General features: G+C 68.2%; 13 protein-coding genes and 1 pseudogene. 4 read left to right on the top strand and 10 right to left on the bottom strand.

What is annotated here, in order from left to right:
* Positions 1–11 precede the first annotated feature (11 nt).
* Positions 12–623, top strand: coding sequence for a hypothetical protein (locus tag C5F48_RS12030; RefSeq protein ID WP_107664158.1), 612 nt, complete (start codon positions 12–14; stop codon positions 621–623).
* Complete coding sequence (locus tag C5F48_RS12025) at positions 623–955, top strand: hypothetical protein (protein ID WP_107664157.1); 333 nt, start codon at positions 623–625, stop codon at positions 953–955. Before C5F48_RS12030 ends, C5F48_RS12025 begins: the two co-directional genes overlap by 1 nt.
* On the opposite strand, the gene C5F48_RS12020 is transcribed toward C5F48_RS12025, so the two are convergent.
* The 9 genes and pseudogenes from C5F48_RS12020 to C5F48_RS11980 all read right to left on the bottom strand — a co-directional run bounded on the left by C5F48_RS12020 (position 952) and on the right by C5F48_RS11980 (position 9,856).
* Positions 952–1,686: an ABC transporter ATP-binding protein gene (locus C5F48_RS12020; RefSeq protein WP_245941426.1), complete on the bottom strand. Its 735-nt coding sequence runs from the start codon at positions 1,684–1,686 to the stop codon at positions 952–954. The two genes, C5F48_RS12025 and C5F48_RS12020, sit on opposite strands and share 4 nt — an antisense overlap.
* Before the next feature lie 68 nt (positions 1,687–1,754).
* A complete protein-coding gene (locus C5F48_RS12015) occupies positions 1,755–2,765 on the bottom strand; it encodes an ABC transporter substrate-binding protein (RefSeq protein ID WP_107664155.1) in 1,011 nt (336 codons plus the stop codon).
* Positions 2,766–2,782: 17 nt separating this feature from the next.
* Complete coding sequence (locus C5F48_RS12010) at positions 2,783–3,529, bottom strand: ABC transporter permease (RefSeq protein ID WP_107664154.1); 747 nt, start codon at positions 3,527–3,529, stop codon at positions 2,783–2,785.
* A gap of 124 nt (positions 3,530–3,653) precedes the next feature.
* A complete protein-coding gene (gene phoB, locus C5F48_RS12005; RefSeq protein ID WP_107664153.1) occupies positions 3,654–4,346 on the bottom strand; it encodes a phosphate regulon transcriptional regulator PhoB in 693 nt (230 codons plus the stop codon).
* Positions 4,346–5,066: pseudogene (gene phoU, locus C5F48_RS12000) on the bottom strand (phosphate signaling complex protein PhoU). Before phoU ends, phoB begins: the two are co-directional and overlap by 1 nt.
* Before the next feature lie 9 nt (positions 5,067–5,075).
* Positions 5,076–5,873 (bottom strand): phosphate ABC transporter ATP-binding protein PstB, encoded by a 798-nt coding sequence (gene pstB / locus C5F48_RS11995; RefSeq protein WP_107664152.1) that lies wholly within the window; start codon positions 5,871–5,873, stop codon positions 5,076–5,078.
* Positions 5,874–5,885: 12 nt separating this feature from the next.
* The gene (gene pstA, locus C5F48_RS11990; RefSeq protein ID WP_107664151.1) at positions 5,886–7,229 is read right to left on the bottom strand and encodes a phosphate ABC transporter permease PstA; all 1,344 of its coding nucleotides are present in this window, start codon (positions 7,227–7,229) and stop codon (positions 5,886–5,888) included.
* Positions 7,226–8,686: a phosphate ABC transporter permease subunit PstC gene (gene pstC / locus C5F48_RS11985; protein WP_107664150.1), complete on the bottom strand. Its 1,461-nt coding sequence runs from the start codon at positions 8,684–8,686 to the stop codon at positions 7,226–7,228. The genes pstA and pstC overlap by 4 nt, the downstream gene beginning before the upstream one ends.
* A 129-nt stretch (positions 8,687–8,815) precedes the next feature.
* A complete protein-coding gene (locus C5F48_RS11980) occupies positions 8,816–9,856 on the bottom strand; it encodes a substrate-binding domain-containing protein (protein WP_107664149.1) in 1,041 nt (346 codons plus the stop codon).
* A 423-nt stretch (positions 9,857–10,279) separates the two neighbouring features.
* Here C5F48_RS11980 and C5F48_RS11975 point away from each other — a divergent pair, with 423 nt between their 5' ends.
* The gene (locus C5F48_RS11975; RefSeq protein WP_107664148.1) at positions 10,280–10,564 is read left to right on the top strand and encodes a cupin domain-containing protein; all 285 of its coding nucleotides are present in this window, start codon (positions 10,280–10,282) and stop codon (positions 10,562–10,564) included.
* A 6-nt stretch (positions 10,565–10,570) separates the two neighbouring features.
* On the opposite strand, the gene C5F48_RS11970 is transcribed toward C5F48_RS11975, so the two are convergent.
* Positions 10,571–11,203, bottom strand: coding sequence for a TetR/AcrR family transcriptional regulator (locus tag C5F48_RS11970; protein ID WP_107664147.1), 633 nt, complete (start codon positions 11,201–11,203; stop codon positions 10,571–10,573).
* 137 nt (positions 11,204–11,340) lie between these two features.
* Between C5F48_RS11970 and C5F48_RS11965 the strand changes: the two genes are divergently transcribed.
* Positions 11,341–12,589, top strand: a 1,249-nt coding sequence (locus C5F48_RS11965) for a Zn-dependent hydrolase (protein WP_107664146.1), incomplete at its 3' end; no start/stop codon positions are given.

Here is a 12,589-nt window from a genome sequence, read left to right as displayed (position 1 = left end):
AGGAGTATTTCATGCGGATGATCTGGCAGGGGCTGGCGGTCTCGCTGTTGATGGGGACGGGCGCGCAGGCGGGGGCGCTGTCGGACGCGATCTTCGCGCCGGGGGCCTTTGGGGCCACCGATCCGGGGCAGGTGACGCGCTATGACCATGAGCGCAGCGGCCCCGAGGGCCCGGGCTTCCGCCCGGTGGCGCAGGGGGCGCTGGTGATCACGCCCGAACTGGCCGAGGGCAAACCGCAGCTGGTGCTGACCCATGAGGATGCCGGGCGCACGGCGCCCGTCGCCGCCTTCGCGGCCAGCGCCGGCGACCCGGTGCTGCTCTATTTCCTCGAGAACACCGTGCGCAGCATGGCGGCGCTGACCGGCGGCAGCCCGTTCTACATCCGCAACCGGGTGCGCGACGCGCTGGTGCAGGCCGAGACTGCGGTGGGTGAGGGGCCGGTGGTGGCCGAGGTGAAACCGTTTTCCGAGGATCCCAATCGCGAGAAGATGGGGGCCTTCGCTGATCTGGTGCTGCGCTTCGAGCTGACGCCGGGCGCGGCCGTGCCGCTGAGCCTCCTGTCGGCCGACACCACGGCGGCGGGTGGGGCCTATCGCGAGACGCTGACGCTGGAGGGCTCGTGATGCGCGGGCTCTGGCTGGTTCTGGCGCTGCTGCCCTCGGTCGGCGCGGCGCAGCAGGTGAACGACTATCCGACGCTGGCGCGGGCGGATTACATCTTCGGCTGCATGGCGGTGAACGGGCAGGGCCCGGACAGCATGGCGCGTTGCGCCTGTTCGGTGGATGTGATCGCCTCGATCCTGCCCTACGAGGATTACGTCAAGGCCGAGACGGTGCTGAGCCTCAGGCTGGCGGGGGGCGAGCGCGGGGCGATGTTCCGCGGCATGTCGGTGGCGACGGCGGATGTGGCCGAGTTGCGCCGGGCGCAGGCCGAGGCGGAGATCACCTGTTTCTAGGGAATCTGGCGCCCGTAGAAATCCGACTGCGGGTCGGTCAGCACCATGTCGCGCAGCCGGTCCCAGAGATGGCGGCGCAGCTCGGCAAAGAGCGGCTCGGCGCGCAGGTCGGTCTGCCAGCGCGGGCGCGGGAAGGGCACGTCGAGCGTCTCGACGAGGCGGCCGGGACGGGGCGAAAGCAGCACGATCCGGTCGGCAAGCAGCAGCGCCTCGTCGACGGAATGGGTGACGAAGACCACGGTCGCCGGGCGGACGGCGGTCAGCCGCATCAGCTCGCCCTGCATCAGCTCGCGCGACTGGGCGTCGAGGCTGGCGAAGGGTTCGTCCATCAGGAGGATCTGCGGCTCGGCGGCGAGGGCGCGTGCCAGCGCCAGCCGCTGGCGCATGCCGCCGGAAAGCTCCGCCGGGTAGCGCTGGGCGAAGCGGGCGAGGCCAACGAGGTCGAGATAGGTCGCGGCGCGGGCGCGGGCCTCGGCGGCGGGCAGGGCCGGGAGGGCGAAGGCGATGTTCTCGGCGGCGGTCTTCCAGGGCAGGAGCCGGAAGGACTGGAACACCATCGCCGCGTCGCGCCCCGGCCGGGGGGACTGGCCGCCGACCTGCACGCTGCCGCCGTCGGGCGCGATCAGCCCGGCGATCAGCCGCAGGAGCGTGGTCTTGCCGCAGCCCGAGGGGCCGAGCAGCACCACGAACTCCTGCCTTGCGATGTCGAGGTTGATGCCGTCCAGCGCCAAGACGGGCCCCGCGCCGGGGCCGAAGCTGCGCGAGACCCTGTCGAGGCGGACATGCGGGGGGAGCGGCGTTACTGGGATGGCGTGTCCATCCCTGTCGCCGGGCCGATCTTGGCCAGCACCGCCTGCTGCGGGCCGAGGTCGGCCCATTCCTCCAGTGCGACCGGGCGCAGGCCGGTGAAATCCTCGCTCTGATACATCCACTCGGTCGTCGCCTGAAGCTCGGCCTCTTGCAGGCCGCCATTCACGCTCCAGCTCTGGCGGTAGGCTTCGGCGAGGTTTTCCAGATCGGCGCGGGCCATGTCGGGGCGGGCGACGGCCATCCTGTCGACCCAGAGCGCCGGATCGGCGGCGAAATCGCGCGAGGCGAGCGTCAGCGCCTCGATCACCGCCTGCACCTCGCCGCCGCGGGTCTCCAGCGTCTCGGTGGTGACGGCGTTGACCTTGGTCACCACCGGGGCGGCCTTGTAATAGGCGTCGGCGTCGATCAGCACGTTGACGCTGTCGCGCTCGGGCAGCGACATCAGCGTGCCGACGGACATGGTGGTGGCGTCGACCTGCCCCGCCATCAGCGCCTGCGCCCGCACGGCGGGCTGGCCGAGCGAGACGATCTCCAGCTCGTCGGTCGCCACGCCCGCCGCGGCCAGCACCTTCATACTGAGCGAATGGTCGAGACTGCCGACGCGGCCGACGCCGAAGCTCTTGCCTGCCAGATCGGCGGGCGAGGCGATGCCGGGGGCGGCGGCGATCAGGAAGGGCAGGGCCTTGTTGGGCGAGGTGACGGCGCGGAGGTCGGTGGCGCCGCGCGCCACGAGCTGCAGCAGGGCGTCGGTGGAGACATTGGCCATCTCGCCCTCGCCGGCCTGCAGCGCGGCCATGGCCATCGGGGTCTGCTGCACGCGGACCAGCTCCACCTCGACACCGGCGCGGTCGAAATAGCCGTTGGCCAGCGCCAGATCCATCACCGAATTCGGCACCAGCGGGGTTTCGAGGTCGGAGACGATCAGGCGGAACGGCTCGGCCAGCGCGGGCTGAGCGGCGAGGGCGGCGGCCAGAACCAGCGGCGCGAAATACTCTTTCATGATGTCCTCCCAGACGTTTACAGACGGTCGTGCAGCCGCCAGCGCGACAGCCGCAGCTCGATCAGGCGCAGGCCCTCGGTGACGATGACGCCGATCAGCGCCAGCATCAGCACGATGACGAAATATTCGGCCATGCGGAAGGTGTTGCCGTAAAGCGCGAGCAATCCGCCCAGCCCCTTCACGGCGGTGTAGAGTTCGGCCACCACGGTGTTGATCAGCCCGATGGTGGCCCCGAGCCGCAGCCCGACCACGAGGAAGGGCACGGCGCCGGGCAGGATGATGTGGCGGTAGATCCGCGGCAGGCCGGCGCCGGTGGAGCGCGCCATCTCGATCAGCTCCTCGTCGCGGTTCAGCACCCCGGCATAGGTGTTGAGGATGATCGGCATCACCGCGCCGAGGAAGACGATGAAGGTCTTGGCCTCGAAACCGAGGCCGAGGATGACGATGATCAGCGGGATGAAGGCGACGCGCGGCGTGGCGGCCAGCGCGAAGACGAAGACATCGACGGTGCGCCCGAAGAGCCGGATGCCGCCCATCAGCGCGCCGAGCGGGATGCCGACGAGCACGGCGGCGGCGAGGCCGGAGAGGTAGATCGAGAGGCTGTCAATGAGAGCGGTCTGCAGCCGCCCTTCGGCCCAGAGCCTGAGCCCGGCGTCGACGGTGGCGCCGGGGGTGGGGATCAGGTTGCGCGGCATGGTCTGCGCCGACCAGACCCAGAGCAGCAGCAGGAGGCCGAGAAAGCCGATGCGCAGCGCGGGGATCATCGCGCTGCGCGGAATGAGGGCAGGGCGGGCTTTGGTTGGGCAGATGTCACCGGACCCCCTGAGGCGCTAACCCCTTTGGCTTGCCGGATTTCCGCCGGGGCGGCAATCCGACTTTAGGGGGAGATTAGCCCAGAGCGTAGCCCGCGCCACGCACCGTGCGCAACGGGTCTTCGCCGCCGAACTGGCAGAGCGCCTTGCGGAGCCGGCCGATATGCACGTCGACGGTGCGGGTATCGACATAGATGTCGCGGCCCCAGACCCGGTCGAGAAGCTGCTCGCGGCTCCAGACCCGGCCCGGCTTTTCCATGAAGGTGGTCAGCAGGCGGAACTCGGTCGGCCCCAGCTTCAGCACCTTGTCGGCGCGGAACACCTTGTGGCTTTCCGGGTCGAGCCGGATGTCGTCGTAGTCCAAGACGATGCCGACGGTCGAGGGCCGGGTGCGGCGCAGCTGGGTGCGGACGCGGGCCATCAGTTCGACCACCGAATAGGGCTTGATGACATAGTCGTCGGCCCCGGTCTCCAGCCCGCGGACGCGGTCGACCTCCTCGGAACGGGCCGAGAGCATGATGATCGGCACGTTGCGGGTGTCGGCGCGGGTCTTCAACTGGCGGCAGACCTCGATGCCCGAAACATTGGGCAGCATCCAGTCCAGCACGATCACATCGGGCGAGACCTCGTCGACCAGCATCAACGCCTCCTCGCCGTTGCAGGCGGTGGTGACGCGGAAGCCTTCGGCTTCGAGGTTGTAGGACAGCACCTCGCGCTGCGCTGCCTCGTCTTCGACCAGCAGCACGATGGGCTGGGCGTTGCCCGCCATCACTTCACCCCGCCCGGCAGTTCGAAGGAGGTGGTGTCGCCCTTCGGCCGCGCCTCGTCCGGCATGGAGCCGGTGACGAGGTAGATCACCTGTTCGGCGATGCCGGTGGCATGGTCGCCCACTCCGCTCGATGTTCTTGGCGATGAAATGCAGATGCATGCAGGCGGTGATCTTGCGCGGGTCTTCCATCATGTGGGTGAGGAATTCGCGGAACAGGGCGTTGTACATCTGGTCGACGTCGCGGTCGCGCTGGCGGACGTCATGCGCCAGTTGCGCATCGCGCTGGATATAGGCGTCGAGCGCATCCTTCAGCATCAGCTCGACCTCCTTCGCCATGCGGCGGATCGAGCCGGCCGAGCCGCCGATCGGCGGGATCTGCACCAGCACCGACGAGCGCTTCGCCAGGTTCTTGGCATAGTCGCCGCAACGCTCCAGCGAGGCCGCGATCTTCATCACAGTCAGCACGGTGCGCAGGTCGCTGGCGTTCGGGCCGCGCAGCGCGATCAGCCGGGCGCTTTCGGTGTTGATCAGCTCTTCCAGCGCGTCGATCGCCTTGTCGGCCTTGCGCACCTGGTCGGCCAGCTCCTCGTCGCGGGCCTCCAGCGCCAGGGCGGATTGCGAGATCGCGGCCTCGACCAGCCCGCCCATCTTCATGATCATGGCCTGGATCGCCTCGAGATCACGGTCGAAGGCGGTGGTGATGTGGCGTTCGTTGTTCATGCTCATCTCTTAGCCGATCCTGCCGCTGATGTAGCTCTCGGTGCGCGGGTCGCTGGGGTTGGTGAAGATATGCCCCGTCTCGCCGTATTCGACGAGATAGCCGAGATGGAAGAAGGCGGTCTTCTGGCTGACGCGGGCCGCCTGCTGCATGGAGTGGGTGACGATCACCACCGAGAACTGGCTGCGCAGCTCGTCGATCAGCTCTTCCACCTGGGCGGTGGCGATCGGGTCGAGCGCCGAGCAGGGCTCGTCCATCAACAGCACCTCGGGCGAGGTTGCGATGGCGCGGGCGATGCAGAGCCGCTGCTGCTGACCGCCGGAGAGGCCGGTGCCGGGGCTCGACAGCCGGTCCTTCACCTCGCCCCAGAGGGCGGCGCGGCGCAGGGATGTCTCCACCACCTCGTCCAGTTCCGCCTTGTTGCGGGTCAGGCCGTGGATCTTGGGGCCGTACGCCACGTTGTCGTAGATCGACTTGGGGAAGGGGTTCGGCTTCTGGAACACCATGCCGACCTTGGCCCGCAGCTGCACCGGGTCGACCTTGGGATCATAAATGTCCTCGGCGTCGAGGGTGATCTTGCCGGTGACCTTGCAGCCGGGGATCGTGTCGTTCATCCGGTTCAGGCAGCGCAGGAAGGTGGACTTGCCGCAGCCCGAGGGGCCGATGAAGGCCGTCACCGTCTTGTCGAGGATATCGACGTCGACGTCCTTCAGCGCGTGGTTGGCGCCGTAATGCACCTGCACCTTGCGCGCCGCGATCTTGGCCTTGGTAGTGTCCACGGTTCTCTCCGAAATTCTCATGTCGTTCATGACTATGACCCCTTACCAGCGGCGTTCAAAGCGGCGGCGCAGGATGATCGCCGCGGTGTTCATCAGCATCAGCACGACCAGCAGCACGATGATGGCCCCGGACGCGCGTTCGACGAAGGCCGGATCGGCGCGCTGGGTCCATTGGTAGACCTGCACCGGCAGGGCCGAGGCAGGGTCGAAGAAGCCTTCCGGCGGGGCGGCGGGATAGTCGCGCACGAAGGCGACCATGCCGATCAGCAGGAGAGGCGCGGTTTCGCCCAGGGCGCGGGCCATGCCGATGATGGTGCCGGTCATGATGCCGGGCAGGGCCAGCGGCAGCACGTGGTGGAAGACCGACTGCATCTTCGAGGCGCCGACGCCGAGCGCCGCGTCGCGGATCGAGGGCGGCACCGCATCGAGGCTGGCGCGGGTCGCGATGATGATGGTGGGCAGGGTCATCAGCGTCAGGATCAGGCCGCCGACCACCGGGGCCGATTGCGGCAGACCGGCGAAGTTGATGAAGATCGCGAGGCCGAGGATGCCGTAGACGATGGAGGGCACCGCGGCGAGGTTGGCGATGTTCACCTCGATCAGGTCGGTCCAGCGGTTGCGGGGCGCGAATTCCTGCAGGTAGATCGAGGCGGCGACGCCGAGCGGCAGGGCCAGCACCAGCACGATGATCATCATGTAGGCCGAGCCGAGCATGGCCACGCCGAGACCGGCCGCCTCGGGCCGCAGCTCGGAGGCGTCGGGCCAGGTGATGAAGCCGAGGTTGAAGCCGACCTCCATCAGACCCGCGGCGCGCATCGCGCCGGCCAGTTCAAGCTGCTCGGGCGAGGTGTTGCTGTCGAGCTCCGCCGAGGCGAGGCTGACGCGGCCCTTGAAGAAGCCGTCGACCCGGCCGTTGGCCAGCATGCGCAGCGGCACAGTCTGGCCGATCAGCGAAGGGTCGGCCAGCACCTTGTTGCGCAGCTGCGCCGGGGCTTCCTTGGACAGGATGCCCGACATCTGCTTGTCGGTCAGACCATCGGTCGGGATGCCGGCCCGGGCCACCGCGGCGCTGACCGCGGCGTCGATCTGCCTGCCGTAGCCGATGGTGCTGACCTTGGCGAGATCGTCCGGGTTGCGCTGGCCCTTGGGGTCGAGGATCGCCGGGTCCAGCGTCGCCTCGATGGTGACATAGGTCTGGCGGAAGGCGCTGAGACCGTTGCCGAGGATCGAGGCCATCAGCACGACCAGCGCCAAGAGGCCGACGCCGACCGCGGCGAGCCCGTAGGCCCGGAAGCGGCGTTCGGCGGCGTTGCGCTTGCGGGTGCGCTCGTCGGGGGCGATCAGCGACACGCGCGCCGGGGTATGGGGGATGGAGGCGTCGGTCATTCGTACTGCTCCCGGTATTTGCGCACCACGTAGAGCGCCGCCACGTTCAGGATGAGGGTCATGACGAAGAGCGTCAGACCGAGGGCGAAGGCCACCAGCGTCTCTGGCGAGGCGAATTCGGTGTCGCCGGTCAGCTGGCTGACGATCTTCACCGTCACGGTGGTCATCGCCTCGAAGGGGTTCACGTCCATCCGCGCCGCGGCGCCGGCCCCCAGCACCACGATCATCGTCTCGCCGATGGCGCGGCTGGCGGCCAGCAGGATGGCGCCGACGATGCCGGGAAGGGCGGCGGGCAGCACAACCTGCTTGATGGTCTCGGACTGGGTCGCCCCGAGCCCGTAGGAGCCGTCACGCAGCGATTGCGGCACGGCGTTGATGATGTCGTCGCTGAGCGAGGAGACGAAGGGGATCAGCATCACCCCCATCACCAGACCGGCGGTCATCACCGAGGAGGAGGAATTGCCGAGGCCCAGCGGCTGGGCGAAGTAGTCGCGCAGCAGGGGGCCCACGGTGATCAGGGCGAAGAGGCCGTAGACGATGGTCGGGATCCCGGCCAGCACCTCGATCGCGGGCTTGGCGTAGGCGCGCATCCGGGGGCCGGCGTATTCCGACAGGTAGATCGCCGACAGAAGGCCGAGCGGCACCGCCACCAGCAGGGCGATCAGCGAGACATACATGGTGCCCCAGAGCAGCGGCCAGATGCCGAGGTCGGAACCGCCGCGGAACTGCGGGTTCCACTTGGTGCTGAAGAAGAAGTCCTGGAACGGGTAGATCCGGAAGAAGTGGATGGTCTCGAACAGAAGCGACAGCACGATGCCGAGCGTGGTCAGCACCGCGATCAGCGACGAGCCGATCAGCAGCACCAGCACGAAGCGCTCGAAGACGTTGCGGGCGCGGAACTCGACATGGATGCGTGTCACGGCGAAGGCGAAGCCGGCGAGCGCTGCGGCCAGGACGGCGATGCCGCGCCAGAATTCGGCGGCGTCGGTCAGGCTGCGGTAGCTCTGCGCGGCGGTGAAGACGGAAGGGGTGATGGCGGTGGTCGCGGTGATCCCGCTTTCCGACAGCCGGGTCCGCAGGCGCGGGTCCTCCGGGGTGAGGGCGGGAAGGTCGCTCTCGGCCACGCCGTCACGCAGATGCACCTGGTCCAGCGCGTCGGCGATGCGCCGCACGTCGCTCATCAGCAGGTTGCGCGAGGTGCCCTCGGCGATGTCGGCCTGCGCGATCTGGCCGGCGACGCGGTTCTCGATCAGCTCGGGCTGCACGATCAGCCAGGCGGCCATCAGCACCAGGGCGGGCACGGAGGCGAAGAGCGCGACGGTGCGGCCGTAATAGGCCGGCAGGGAGTGCAGCTTTCGCGGGTCCCCCCCGGCGGCGGCAAGCGCGCGGTTGCGGCCGAGGAAGAACCCGGCGGCGGCGAGCGCCAGAATGACGAGGACGAGGATGCCGATGCTCATGAAAGGTCCATCACAGGAGAAGCGGGCGGCGCCGGGGCGCCGCCCGACGCAATCGGAAAACGGGTGGCGGCCAGCCGCCACCCGGCGCAGTCGGGAACGGGTGGCGCCGGAGCGCCACCGGCAGCGAGATCAGTTCAGCGGGCCCATGACGGTGCCGGCGGCCACGGCTTCCTGGGTCGCGGCCAGTTCCGGGTCGGACACGAGGCCGTATTCGGCCAGCGGGCCGTTCGGGCCGGCGATGTCATCGGACACGAAGAAGTCGATGTACTCCTGCAGGCCCGGGATCACGCCGAGATGCGCCTTCTTCACGTAGAAGTAGAGCGGACGCGACACCGGGTACTCGCCCGAAGCCACGGTGTCGACCGAGGGGGTCACGCCGGACATGGTGGCGACTTGCAGTTTGTCGGTGTTGTTCTGGTAGAACGACAGGCCGAAGACGCCGATCGCGTTCGGGTTGGCGGCGATGCGCGACAGGGTCTCGGTGTAGTCGCCGTCGATGTCGACCGACACGCCGTCGGTGCGCAGGGCCATGCACATTTCCTCGGCCTTGTCCTCGTCGCCGCCGTTCTCGGCCGCGAAGACTTCCATGGCGCCCGACTCTTCACAGCCGGTGAGGATCACCTTCTCGTCGAACACTTCGCGGGTGCCGTGCTTGGTGCCCGGGACGAAGGCGAGGATCTGCTGGTCGGGCAGCTCCGGGTTCACCTGGCTCCAGCTGGTGTTCGGGTTGGCGACGACGGCGCCGTCGACGACGACCTGGGCGGCCAGAGCCTTGAACCAGTCGGCCGGGGTGAAGGCGAAGGATGCGCCGTTGATGTCGGAAGCGAAGACGATGCCGTCATAGCCGAAGCGGACTTCCATGATCTCGGTCACGCCGTTCGAGGCGCAGAGGTCGATGTCCGACTGGCTGATGCGGCTGGAGGAGTTGGCGATGTCGATGGTGTTCTCGCCCACGCCCTCGCAGAGCTTCTTGCGGCCGGCGCCCGAACCGCCCGATTCCACGACCGGGGTCGGGAAGTCGAAGTTCTCGCCGAAGGCTTCGGCCACGATGGTGGCGTAGGGCAGCACGGTCGAAGAACCGGCGGTCTGGATGTTGTCGCGGGCGGCGGCGGCGCCGGCCGAGACGGCGGCGAGCGCCAGCGTCGAGACGGTAACTTTGAGAAGGGACATGTAAGGCTCCTTGACTTCATGACAGGCGCCGACGGGGCACCCTCGCCGGTCGTCCTACGCGGCGTCTGGGAAGCATTTACAACAGTTAGATGACAGTTTTGTAACGGACCCCGGCCGCGCGGCAGGGAAATCTTGTGTTGAAAAGGTGTTTTTCAGCGGGTTCCGGGCGGGGTGGATGATGTCCGATCCGGGCCGGCGCCGTGGAAAGCCCACGTAAAACAAGTGTCTGGCCGGGGGGCGGCACGCACTGGCAGGGCGAGGGGCTCATCTATTCCGCGTCCGGACAACCTTCTTGCGCTGCTCCGGGGCGGCCGATTTCCCGATCCGGGCGTTCTTAACTTTTGTCGCACAGCCCGGACCCGGACGGCTTGTCGCGGCGGCGGCGCGGCCGCATCCTGCCCGCAGCATCGCAAAGGAGCGCCCATGAGACCCGCCTGCACCGCCACCCTGCTGATCGACGACGACCGGGTGCGAGTCACCCGCTTCGATTTCCTGCCCGGGGCCGAGACCGGCTGGCACCGGCACGGCCATGATTATGTGATCACCGCGATCACCGACTGCCCGATGCTGCTGGAGGAGCCGGGCGGCGCCATGCGCGAGGTGCTGGTGACGGCGGGCGCGGCCTATCGCCGGCTGGAGGGCGTCGAGCACAATGTGGTCTGCAACGGCGAGGCCGGCATGAGCTTCGTCGAGGTGGAGCTGAAGTAGCCCGGCTCAGGTGGCGCCGATGCCGCGCAGGATGATGGTCTTGACGCTGGCCTTGGCCGCCTGCCACTCGGCCTCGGTCAGGGGCCGGCCGCCGTTCAGCGTCTCGATCTGGTGGCCGAAGTCGGCGTAATGCTGGGTCGTCGCCCAGAGCATGTAGAGCAGGTGGCGCGGATCGACGGGCTGCATCCGCCCGGCGTCGATCCAGCCCTGGATCCGCGCCGCGCGGTTGTCGGTCCAGTCGCGAAGCGTCGTTTCCAGATAGTCCTGGATCACCGGCGCGCCGTGCATCACCTCCGAGGCCCAGACTTTCGACCCGGCGGGATGGCGGCGCGAGATTTCCATTTTGGCGTCGATATAGGCGCCGATGCCTCCCACAGGGCCATCGGCCAGATCGAAGACATCCGCCGCATGCAGCCAGATCTCGAAGATGTCGCGCACCACCCGGCGGTAGAGGTCCTCCTTGGTGGCGAAGTAGTAATGCAGGTTCGCCTTGGGCAGCCCCGCCAGATCGGCGATCAACTGCATGGTCGCGCCGCCAAACCCGGCTTCGGCAAAGACTTTCTCTGCCGCGGCGAGGATCGCCCGCTCGTTCTCGCGCCGCGTCTCCTCGCGTTTCGTCAGTCTCGCGCCATCGGCCATGCGAAGGGTCCGCCCCCAGAATATTGTTGACCGCTTGGTCAGGTTGTGGTCGCCTCATCTGACCAGACAGAGGGCTTCAGAACAACAAGAACAGTCGGGCGAGGGGCGCAAGATCCCCGCCACCAAGGGAGACAAGCATGAGCGCCAGTCCAGCCGCGGGTGAGAACCTGCGCATCAATTCCGCGCGGCTGTGGGACAGCCTGATGGAGATGGCCAAGATCGGCCCCGGCATTGCGGGGGGCAACAATCGCCAGACCCTGACCGATGCCGACGCCGAGGGCCGCGCGCTGTTCCGGCGCTGGTGCGAGGACGCGGGCTGTTCGATGGGCGTCGACACCATGGGCAACATGTTCGCCACCCGCCCCGGGACCGACCCCGAGGCGCTGCCGGTCTACATGGGCTCGCATCTCGACACCCAGCCGACGGGCGGCAAGTATGACGGGGTGCTCGGGGTTCTGGGCGCGCTGGAGGTGGTGCGCTCGCTGAACGATCTGGGCATACGCACGAAACACCCCATCGTCGTGACCAACTGGACCAACGAGGAGGGCGCGCGGTTTGCCCCGGCGATGCTGGCCTCGGGCGTCTTCGTGGGGCTGCACACGCAGGACTATGCCTATGCGCGCACCGATGCCGAGGGGAAGAGCTTCGGCGAGGAGTTGAAGCGGATCGGCTGGGTCGGCGACGAGGCGGTCGGCGCGCGCAAGATGCATGCGATGCTGGAACTGCATATCGAGCAGGGGCCGATCCTCGAAGCCGAGGGCAAGGAGATCGGCGTTGTCACCCATGGGCAGGGGCTCTGGTGGTTGCAGATCACCCTCACCGGGCGCGACGCCCATACCGGAAGCACCCCGATGGACATGCGGGTGAATGCCGGGCTCGGCATGGCGCGGATCATCGAGCTGGTGCATCGCATCGCCATGGAGGCGCAGCCCGACGCGGTGGGCGCGGTCGGGCAGGCCAATGTCTATCCCAATTCGCGCAACGTGATTCCGGGCAAGGCGGTCTTCACCGTCGATTTCCGCTCGCCCGACCGCGAGAAGCTCGACGGCATGCGGGCGCGGCTGGAGGCGGAGGCGCCGGAGATCGCCGATGCGCTGGGGCTCGGTTTCGAGGTGGAGCCGGTCGGGCATTTCGACCCGGTGACCTTCGATCCCGCGCTGGTCGAGACGGTGCGCGCCTCGGCGGAAAAGCTGGGCTATTCGCATCGCGACATCATCTCGGGCGCGGGGCACGACGCCTGCTGGATCAACCGGGTGGCGCCGACAGTGATGATCATGTGCCCCTGCGTCGGCGGGCTGAGCCACAACGAGGCCGAGGAGATCTCGCCGGAATGGGCGGCGGCGGGGACGGATGTGCTGTTCCACGCGGTGCTGGAGACGGCGCAGA

The organism is Cereibacter changlensis JA139, assembly GCF_003034985.1.
Taxonomy (GTDB): domain Bacteria; phylum Pseudomonadota; class Alphaproteobacteria; order Rhodobacterales; family Rhodobacteraceae; genus Cereibacter; species Cereibacter changlensis.
The sequence above is the reverse complement of the archived record's forward strand: the minus strand, read 5'-3'. Positions and strand labels throughout refer to the sequence as shown.

Bases quoted from the DNA above. Each gene is read 5' to 3' on its own strand.
- C5F48_RS12030 (WP_107664158.1), top strand. From the start codon at position 12: ATGCGGATGATCTGGCAGGGGCTGGCGGTCTCGCTGTTGATGGGGACG.
- C5F48_RS12025 (WP_107664157.1), top strand. From the start codon at position 623: ATGCGCGGGCTCTGGCTGGTTCTGGCGCTGCTGCCCTCGGTCGGCGCG.
- C5F48_RS12015 (WP_107664155.1), bottom strand. From the start codon at position 2,765: ATGAAAGAGTATTTCGCGCCGCTGGTTCTGGCCGCCGCCCTCGCCGCT.
- C5F48_RS12010 (WP_107664154.1), bottom strand. From the start codon at position 3,529: ATGATCCCCGCGCTGCGCATCGGCTTTCTCGGCCTCCTGCTGCTGCTC.
- phoB (WP_107664153.1), bottom strand. From the start codon at position 4,346: ATGGCGGGCAACGCCCAGCCCATCGTGCTGCTGGTCGAAGACGAGGCA.
- pstB (WP_107664152.1), bottom strand. From the start codon at position 5,873: ATGAACGACATGAGAATTTCGGAGAGAACCGTGGACACTACCAAGGCC.
- pstA (WP_107664151.1), bottom strand. From the start codon at position 7,229: ATGACCGACGCCTCCATCCCCCATACCCCGGCGCGCGTGTCGCTGATC.
- pstC (WP_107664150.1), bottom strand. From the start codon at position 8,686: ATGAGCATCGGCATCCTCGTCCTCGTCATTCTGGCGCTCGCCGCCGCC.
- C5F48_RS11980 (WP_107664149.1), bottom strand. From the start codon at position 9,856: ATGTCCCTTCTCAAAGTTACCGTCTCGACGCTGGCGCTCGCCGCCGTC.
- C5F48_RS11975 (WP_107664148.1), top strand. From the start codon at position 10,280: ATGAGACCCGCCTGCACCGCCACCCTGCTGATCGACGACGACCGGGTG.
- C5F48_RS11970 (WP_107664147.1), bottom strand. From the start codon at position 11,203: ATGGCCGATGGCGCGAGACTGACGAAACGCGAGGAGACGCGGCGCGAG.